Source organism: Acidovorax sp. K2F, assembly GCF_025246485.1.
Classification (GTDB): Bacteria; Pseudomonadota; Gammaproteobacteria; order Burkholderiales; family Burkholderiaceae_C; genus Acidovorax; species Acidovorax delafieldii.
On record NZ_JAOBSQ010000008.1, the window covers coordinates 106325 to 114259 of the forward strand.

The following is a 7935-nucleotide window of genomic DNA, read 5'->3' on the forward strand; positions in this document are numbered from 1 at the left end:
GCAAAAAGAAGAATGAGGTCGTTGTTGGTGGGGCAGACGGTCGCGGTAATCAGTCTCTCAGACCTTGGCGCGGCGCTGGCGCAGCGTGTCCACGATCACAGCCGCCACGATCACAAAACCCGTGATGATGCGCTTGCTGGGCTCGCTGGCGCCCACCTGGGCCAGACCCGCCTCCAGCACCGCGATGATGAGCACGCCAAACGCGGTGTTGACCACCGAGCCGCGCCCGCCCATGAGGCTGGTGCCGCCAATCACCACGGCCGCAATCACCTGCAGCTCCATGCCGGTGCCGGCGTTGGGGTCGGCGGCTTCGAGCCGGGCCGACTGCATCAGGCCCGCCAGGCCCGCCAGCAGGCCGGTCATGGCAAACACGATGACGCGGATGGGGCGCGGGTCCACGCCTGCGAGGCGCATGGCTTCTTCATTGGTGCCAATGCCCACCACGCAGCGGCCGAACACCGTGCGCGACAGCACCAGCTGCGCCACCACCACCAGCACCACGGCCAGCAAGAACGCGAACGAAATGCCGCCAAAGAAGGGTGCCGACAGCCACGAGATCGCATCGCCCACATACTGCGTGCGCGAATCCGTCACCACATAGGCGCTGCCACGCACGGCTTCGAGCATGCCCAGCGACACGATGAACGACGGCAACCTCCATGCCACCGAGATGGTGCCGGTGATGGTGCCGCACACCAGGCCCGTGGCCAGTGCCAGCGCGGCGGCGGCGGGCACCGTCCAGCCCCATTGCAGGATGGCGGCGGCCGAGGTGGCGGCGGCCAGCGCCATCACCGAGCCCACCGACAAATCGATGCCCGCGATGATGAGCACAAAGGTCATGCCCACCGCCATCACGGCCAGTGCCGGGATTTCGTTGGCGATGGTGATGAAGGTCTCGGCGCTCCAGAAGTATTCGGACAGCGACGAGAACAGCGCCACCATGCCCGCCAGCACGGCCAGCAGGCCCAGGTAGGTGCCCAGCTGGCTGCGCCAGACCGAGGCGGAGGAGGGCGCCGCAGCGGGCGCGGCAGATGTGGTGGGGGCGTTCATGCGGTCACAGGAGAAGAAGTTGAAGGGGTGGTGCTGGTGCGCCCGCCGGGCTCGGAGAACGCGGCCGCCAGCAGCGATTGCTCGGACCACTCGCCGCGCTCGAACACGGCCACCAGGCGGCCCGCGCTCATCACGCCGATGCGGTCGGCCATGGCCATGAGTTCGCGCAGGTCGGACGACACCATGAGCAGCGCGCGGCCTTCTAGGGCCATGCGGTCCAGCTCGCCATACAGCTCGGCGCGTGCGCCCACGTCCACGCCGCGCGTGGGTTCATCCAGCAGCAGCACGCGGCCTTCGCGGTGCAGCCAGCGGGCGAACACCACCTTTTGCTGGTTGCCGCCCGACAGTTGCCCCACGGGCTGCTCGGGGCTGCGGCAGCGGATGCCCAGCGTGCGCACAAAGCCCTGCACCAGGCGGCTTTCGAGCCCGCGCTGCAGCCAGCCGCCGCGCGACACGGCCGACAGGTCGGACAGCGTGGCGTTGATCCGGATGGGCTGTGACAGCAGCAGGCCCTGGGATTTGCGGTCTTCGGTGACCAGGCCCACACCGGCGGCGATGGCCTGCAGCGGCGATGCGAAACCCCGCTGCCAGGTGCGGGGGGCGGTGGGTGCTGGTGTGGGTGGTTTTGCTATGTTTTGTGTAGCTGCTTGCGCATGATCTACTAGCGCTTGCGACTGTTTTAGCTCTGAATTCGGGTGCAGCGTCACGCTGCCACGGTCTGCCCGGTCGGCGCCAAACAGCAGGCGGACCAGCTCGGTGCGGCCCGATCCGACCAGCCCGGCAATGCCGAAGATCTCGCCAGCGCGCAGCTCCAGGCTCACGTCCTGCACGGCGGTGCCCCGGCCCAGCTTGTCAGCGCTCATCACCACCGGGCCCACAGGGCGGCGCGGGCGGTGGTCCAGGTCGCTCACCACGCGGCCCACCATGCGCTGCACCAGGTCGTCTTCGCTCATGCCGGCCATGGGACGCACGTCCACCAGTCGGCCGTCGCGCAGCACGGCCACGCGGTCGGCAATGCGGCGCAGTTCTTCGAGCCGGTGCGACACGTAGATGATGGCCACGCCGCGTGCGGTGAGGTGCGCGATCTGCTCAAACAGGTAATTGGTCTCGCGCGGCGTGAGCATGGCCGTGGGCTCGTCGAGCACCAGGATGCGTGTGTCGTCCTGCAGGTTGCGCGCAATCTCCACCATCTGCTGCTGGCCGATGCCCAGCTGCGAGACCGGTGTGGCGGGGTCGATGGTGTCGAGCCCGATCTTGGCCAGCTGCGCGCGGGCGGCGGCGTGCAGCACATCGCGCTGCAGCCAGCCCAGGCGGTGCGGCAGGCGGCCCATCAACAAATTCTCGGCCACGGTGAGCGTGGGCACCAGGCCCAGCTCCTGCATCACCATGCGCACGCCGTGGCGCTCGGCATCGCGGCGCGACGTGGGGGCGTAGGCCTGCCCCGCCAGCTGCATGCCGCCGCGTGTGGGCTGTTCCAGCCCGCAGAGGATCTTGGACAGCGTGCTCTTGCCCGCGCCGTTTTCCCCGGTCAGCGCCAGCACCTCGCCCGCAAAGAGCTCCACGTTCACGCCATCGAGCACGGTGGCGGTGTAGTCCTTGCCCACGGCCTGGATGGCGAGCAGGGGCGTGGCTTGTCGGGCGGCGGAGGGGCTGAGCATGGTGGTGTGATGGGGGCGACTGCAGAGCGGGCTTTATGTCTTGAGCGGTGAACAAAGCTCAGCGAAGCGGTTCTGGCTAGGCGCCGTGTCGCAGGCAGTACTGGAAGTACGACAAGACACGGCAACAACGCCAGAAGAGCTTTGTTCTCCGCTCCGAGGCTTACTTGCTGTCTTTCGTCACCAGCACCACCTCCGTCTTCACCGTGGCGGGCAGCTGGTTCTGCGGCGTCTTGGCGGCCAGGGCCTTCTGTGCCAGTTCGATACCAAACACGGCCTGCTTGGCGGCGTACTGGTCGGCGGTGGCCAGCACGCGGCCGTCGGCCAGCATGGGCTTGATGGCGCCGATGTTGTCGTAGCCCACCACCTGCACCTTGCCGGTCTTGCCGGCGGCCTTCACGGCGGCCACGGCGCCCAGGGCCATGCTGTCGTTGCCGGCCAGCAGGGCCACCAGGTCAGGGTGCTCGCGCATCATGCCGGCGGCCACGGTGTTGCCCTTTTCGATCTCCCAGTTGCCGGACTGCACGCCCACCACGGTGATGTTGGCGGCCTTCATGGCGTCCTGGTAGCCCAGGGTGCGCTGCTGCGCATTGAAGGTGGTGGACACGCCTTCGATGATGCCGACCTTGTCGCCGGCCTTCAGCGTCTTGGCCAGGTGGTCGCCCACCAGCTTGGCGCCTGCACGGTTGTCGGGGCCCACGAAGGGTACGGTGATGTTCTTTTCCTTCAGCGCGTCGGCATCGAGCTGGTTGTCGATGTTGACCACGAGGATCCCCTTGTCGATGGCCGTCTTGACCACGGGCACCAGCGCCTTGGAGTCGGCGGGTGCCAGCACGATGGCGCTGACCTTCTGGGCCACGGCCTGCTCGATCATCTTGATCTGGGCTGCCGTGTCGGTCTCGTTCTTGATGCCATTGGCCACCAGCGTGTATTCCTTGGCATGGGCCTTCTGGTGCGCCTTGGCGCCGTCTTCCATGGTGCGGAAGAACTCGTTGGCCAGCGACTTCATGATGAGCGCGATCTTCGGCTTGTCCTGCGCAAACGCAGGGCTGGCCAGCAGGCTGCCCACAACGGCGAGGGCGGCGGCGGTCTGAACGGAACGGCGGGTGAACTGCATGGGTGTTGTCTCCAGGTTGGAATGTGGACAAAGGCAACGCTGAACAAGCCTCTCACGCCCGGCGCATCCCTGGCTCAGGACGGTCTGCAGCGTTGCAAATCCTCGCGATAGCTACGGCTATCACTCTGGTTTGCGCCTTGCAGTCCATCCCGATCCAGGGCCCGCCGCATCGCGGAGACTTATCCAGCGTCGCCCTAAGGCGACCGACAGCGTGGAGGGAAATCCCCGGCAGCGCCCCAAGAGGGAGCGGCTGCGGATGCCCGGTGTCTTGTCGCGATCGGGATGATAACGAAAGCAAACGTTTGCGCAAACGTTTGCTAGTCAGTAAAAACCCGGAGATACGGACATTGGAGCACCTAGTGCAGGCGGCCGACCTGCATGGTCGGAACCCAAGAAAAAGGGCGCCGAAGCGCCCTTGGGGAGGTGGCAGGGGGCTGCGCTTGGCGCGCCGCCCTTGTGAACAGCGTCAAGCCTTGCGCAATTCCCTGCGCAGGATCTTGCCCACGTTGCTCTTGGGCAGTTCGTCGCGGAACTCGATGTACTTGGGGCGCTTGTAGCCGGTGAGGTTCTGGTGGCAGTAGTTGGCCACTTCGTCCTCGGTCAGGGCCGGGTCGTTCTTGATGATGAACACCTTGATGGCCTCGCCCTGCTTCTCATCGGGCACGCCGATGGCCGCGCATTCGACCACGCCGGGGCACAGGCTGATGACCTGCTCCAGCTCGTTGGGGAACACGTTGAAACCGCTCACCAGGATCATGTCCTTCTTGCGGTCGATGATGCGGGTGTAGCCCTGCGGGTCCATGATGCCGATATCGCCCGTGCGCATGAAGCCGTCCGGCGTGAAGGCCTTGGCGTTCTCTTCGGGCTGGTTGTAGTAGCCCACCATCACGTTGGGGCCGCGGATGCAGATCTCGCCGGACTCGCCCTGGGGCAGGCTGTTGCCTTCGTCGTCCTTGATGGCAATGTCAATGCCCGGCAGCGGCAGGCCGATGTTGCCGCTAAAGGTGGTGTTGATCACCGGGTTGTTGGTGCCGATGGCGCAGGTCTCGCTCATGCCCCAGCCCTCGATCATGGTGCTGCCGGTCACCTTCTGCCACTGCTTGGCCGTGCCCTCGCTGGCCGCCATGCCCCCGGCCTGCGACACGCACAGGTGCGAGAAGTCCAGCGCCTTGAACTGTGGGTTTTGCAGCAGCGCGTTGAACAGCGTGTTCACCGCAGGCAGCATGTGGAAGGGGCGCTTCTTGAGTTCTGCCACGAACTTCGGAATGTCGCGCGGGTTGGGGATCAGCGTGAGGCTGGAGCCCTGGCGGATGGCCAGCAGGCACAGCGTGAGCGCGAAGATGTGGTACAGCGGCAGCGCGGCGATGGAGTTGGCCTTGGAGAGGTCGCCCACCTTGGACAGCGCGGGCGTGAACCAGGCCTCGGCCTGCAGCGTGGCGGCCACGATGTTGCGGTGGGTGAGCACCGCGCCCTTCGACAAGCCCGTGGTGCCACCGGTGTACTGCAGGAAGGCAGTCGAATCCAGAGTGGCCTGGCTCGGCGCGAGCGACTTGTGCTCGCCCAGCGACAGCGCCTTCTTGAAGGTGACGACCTTGCGGCCATTGGACAGCGGCAGGTCATACGCAGGCACCATCTTGGCCAGGTGGCGTACGGCAAAGGTGATCCATTTGCCAAACCAGAAGCCCAGCAGGTCGCCCATGGACGCCATCACCACATGCTTGACGGCCGTGTGGTCAATGACCTCGGCCAGCGTGTGGGCAAAGTTCTCCAGGATCACGATGGCGGTGGCGCCCGAGTCCTTGAGCTGGTGTTCCAGCTCGCGGGCGGTGTAGAGCGGGTTCACGTTCACGCAGGTGTAGCCAGCGCGCAGCACGGCGGCCATGGTCACGCCAAACTGCGGGATGTTGGGCAGCATGATGGCCACGCGCGCGCCGGGCTCCAGCCCCAGGCTCTGCAGATAGGCGCCCAGCGCGGCCGAGCGGCGTTCCAGCTCGCCATAGGTCATCCACTGGTCCATGCAGACCGAGAACGGGCTGGATGCGTGTTTGCGGAACGACTCTTCCAGCAGGTGGGCCACAGAGCGGTATTGCTCGGGCTTCACGTCGTGTGGGACGCCCGGGGGGTAGCTCTTGAGCCAGATCTTTTCCATGCGCTTGTTTCCTTGTGCTCGCCAAATGCCATTGATAGGTGGGCACAGATTGTGGAAGGCGGGCGCGTTGCGGGCTATCGGGCTTGTCCTAGTGTGCTGGCGAGCTGGGTCCCGCAGGTGACAGGATCGGCATCGAACAATTGCTCCATCAGCGCCCGCTCGCGTTGCTCGATGGTGGCCAGGAACTGCTCCACCCCGCCGCGCTGGCGCGCAAGCTGGCCGAAGGTGTCAAACCCCGCCTCCAGAAACTTCTGCAACGCCCCCATGCCCGCGGCGTTGGCCGGGCCGCGCATCATGCGCAGCATCATCCGCAGGCCGGGCGTGCGCGTGAGGCGCGCCAGGTCATTCCCCATGGCCAGCACGCGCTGCAGCTGCTGCTGGCGCGCATGGCGCTGGCCCACAGTGCGCCAGGCGGCGGTGTAGCGGGCGGCAACGTTGGCCGCATCGGCTTCGTGCAGCAACCACGCACGGCCCATGTCCTGGTCCAGTCCCTCGGTCTGTGCGTGCAGCACCGCCAGGGCCACGGCGGTGTTCACGACCGGTTGGGGGAACATGGTCTGCAGCGTGCCGGCGATGCGGCCAAACTGCAGATCGCGGTCGGTGTAGTCGGTGTCGCTATACAGCTCTTCCAGAAAGAACTGTGCTGCGGGTCCGAACGAGGGCGAGTCCATCAGGTCCGCATAGGTGCCCCGAAAGCGCCGCGCCTGCAAGCTTTTGACGCTGCCCACCGCCGCCCCCAGCGCCGGGTCGCCCGTGCGGTGCAGGCGCAGGGCGGTCACGTCGGCGATGCAGTCGCGGATGGTCTGGGCGGCATCCATGGGGCGGGGTCCTTTCTGCGTTCTGCGGGGTCGGGCGGTGGTCAGACCGCACAATGCGGCTGGTCAATTACAACATCTGCCCATCACCACCATGATCGCGCGCTGGCAACGAACCCTGCTCCTGTTCATCCTGCTGACCATAGCCGCCTGGCTGGTGTGGCAATGGCCCCATTCACCGTTGCGTGCCGTACTGGGGGCACTGGTGCCGCTCGGCATTTACCTGGTGGTGATGGCGGTGGAGTTTGTGCTGATGCACATCACCAACCGTGCCGATGCTGCGCCCCGCGCCCGCCTGTCGCAGGTGGTGGGTGCCTGGTGGGCCGAGGTGTGGGTGGCGTTGATGGTGTTTTGCTGGCGCCAGCCGTTTCGCCATGATTCCGTGCCCGACTGGCTGCCTGCACAGCCGACAGGAAAGCGCGGCGTGGTGCTGGTGCATGGATTCATGTGCAACCGGGGGCTCTGGCTGCCGTGGTTTGCGCCTTTGCAGGCGCGGGGTCATGCCTATGTGGCGGTGAATCTGGAGCCGGCGATGGGCTCGATTGACGAGTACGCGGACATCATTGAAGACGCTGTGTGCCAAGTGACGGCGGCCACGGGCCAGGCGCCGGTGCTGTTGTGCCACAGCATGGGTGGCTTGGCGGTGCGGGCGTGGCTGCGGGCGCACCAGGCGGATGGGCGGGTGCACCGGGTGTTGACGCTGGGCACGCCGCATGGGGGAACGTGGCTGGGGCGTTTCAGCCGGGCGGTGAATGGGCGGCAGATGAGCTTGGCGGGGGATTGGGTGGTGGCCTTGCAGCGGGCGGAGCCTGCGGGGCGGGCTGCGTTGTTTACCTGCTGGTATTCGAACTGCGACAACATCGTGTTTCCGGCGACCACAGCGGCGTTGGCGGGGGCAGAACACAGGTTGGTGGAAGGGGTTGCGCATGTGCAGATGGCGTTTGACCCCGGGGTGATGAAGGCTTGTCTGGAGGAGGTTGGGCGGGGGTAATGTTTTGGTTTTTGGGCTGGATGCGCTAGTGGGATATGGGTGGATAGCTATTGATTTTGCAGTGTTGGTTCTTGTGCGCTGATTGGGTGGCGTGCCTTTGTTGAGGGCGGGAGCCGGGAGTCGCCCGGCGTGCGAGTAACTTTCTTTTGCTTCGCCAA

The 7935-nt window shown here is 66.0% G+C and carries 6 protein-coding genes; 1 reads left to right on the forward strand and 5 read right to left on the reverse strand.

Annotated elements, in window-relative coordinates; all coding sequences use genetic code 11:
- Positions 1-57: 57 nt before the first annotated feature.
- The 5 genes from N4G42_RS03530 to N4G42_RS03550 form a co-directional block, all read right to left on the reverse strand.
- Positions 58-1050 carry an ABC transporter permease gene (locus tag N4G42_RS03530; protein ID WP_260666191.1) on the reverse strand — a complete coding sequence of 331 codons (993 nt, stop codon included), beginning with the start codon at positions 1048-1050 and terminating at the stop codon, positions 58-60.
- Positions 1047-2708 (reverse strand): sugar ABC transporter ATP-binding protein, encoded by a 1662-nt coding sequence (locus N4G42_RS03535; RefSeq protein ID WP_260666192.1) that lies wholly within the window; start codon positions 2706-2708, stop codon positions 1047-1049. Before N4G42_RS03535 ends, N4G42_RS03530 begins: the two co-directional genes overlap by 4 nt.
- A gap of 160 nt (positions 2709-2868) precedes the next feature.
- Positions 2869-3822, reverse strand: coding sequence for a sugar ABC transporter substrate-binding protein (locus N4G42_RS03540; RefSeq protein WP_056745474.1), 954 nt, complete (start codon positions 3820-3822; stop codon positions 2869-2871).
- 466 nt (positions 3823-4288) lie between these two features.
- Complete coding sequence (locus N4G42_RS03545) at positions 4289-5971, reverse strand: AMP-binding protein (protein ID WP_260666193.1); 1683 nt, start codon at positions 5969-5971, stop codon at positions 4289-4291.
- A 74-nt stretch (positions 5972-6045) separates the two neighbouring features.
- Positions 6046-6789: an FFLEELY motif protein gene (locus tag N4G42_RS03550; RefSeq protein WP_260666194.1), complete on the reverse strand. Its 744-nt coding sequence runs from the start codon at positions 6787-6789 to the stop codon at positions 6046-6048.
- 91 nt (positions 6790-6880) lie between these two features.
- Between N4G42_RS03550 and N4G42_RS03555 the strand changes: the two genes are divergently transcribed.
- Complete coding sequence (locus N4G42_RS03555; protein ID WP_260666196.1) at positions 6881-7777, forward strand: triacylglycerol lipase; 897 nt, start codon at positions 6881-6883, stop codon at positions 7775-7777.
- The last annotated feature ends 158 nt before the right edge of the window (positions 7778-7935 follow it).

What these genes read in the sequence shown, in the direction of transcription:
- N4G42_RS03550 (WP_260666194.1), bottom strand. Translation starts at nt 6,789, where the DNA reads ATGGATGCCGCCCAGACCATCCGCGACTGCATCGCCGACGTGACCGCC.
- N4G42_RS03555 (WP_260666196.1), top strand. Translation starts at nt 6,881, where the DNA reads ATGATCGCGCGCTGGCAACGAACCCTGCTCCTGTTCATCCTGCTGACC.
- N4G42_RS03540 (WP_056745474.1), bottom strand. Translation starts at nt 3,822, where the DNA reads ATGCAGTTCACCCGCCGTTCCGTTCAGACCGCCGCCGCCCTCGCCGTT.
- N4G42_RS03545 (WP_260666193.1), bottom strand. Translation starts at nt 5,971, where the DNA reads ATGGAAAAGATCTGGCTCAAGAGCTACCCCCCGGGCGTCCCACACGAC.
- N4G42_RS03535 (WP_260666192.1), bottom strand. Translation starts at nt 2,708, where the DNA reads ATGCTCAGCCCCTCCGCCGCCCGACAAGCCACGCCCCTGCTCGCCATC.
- N4G42_RS03530 (WP_260666191.1), bottom strand. Translation starts at nt 1,050, where the DNA reads ATGAACGCCCCCACCACATCTGCCGCGCCCGCTGCGGCGCCCTCCTCC.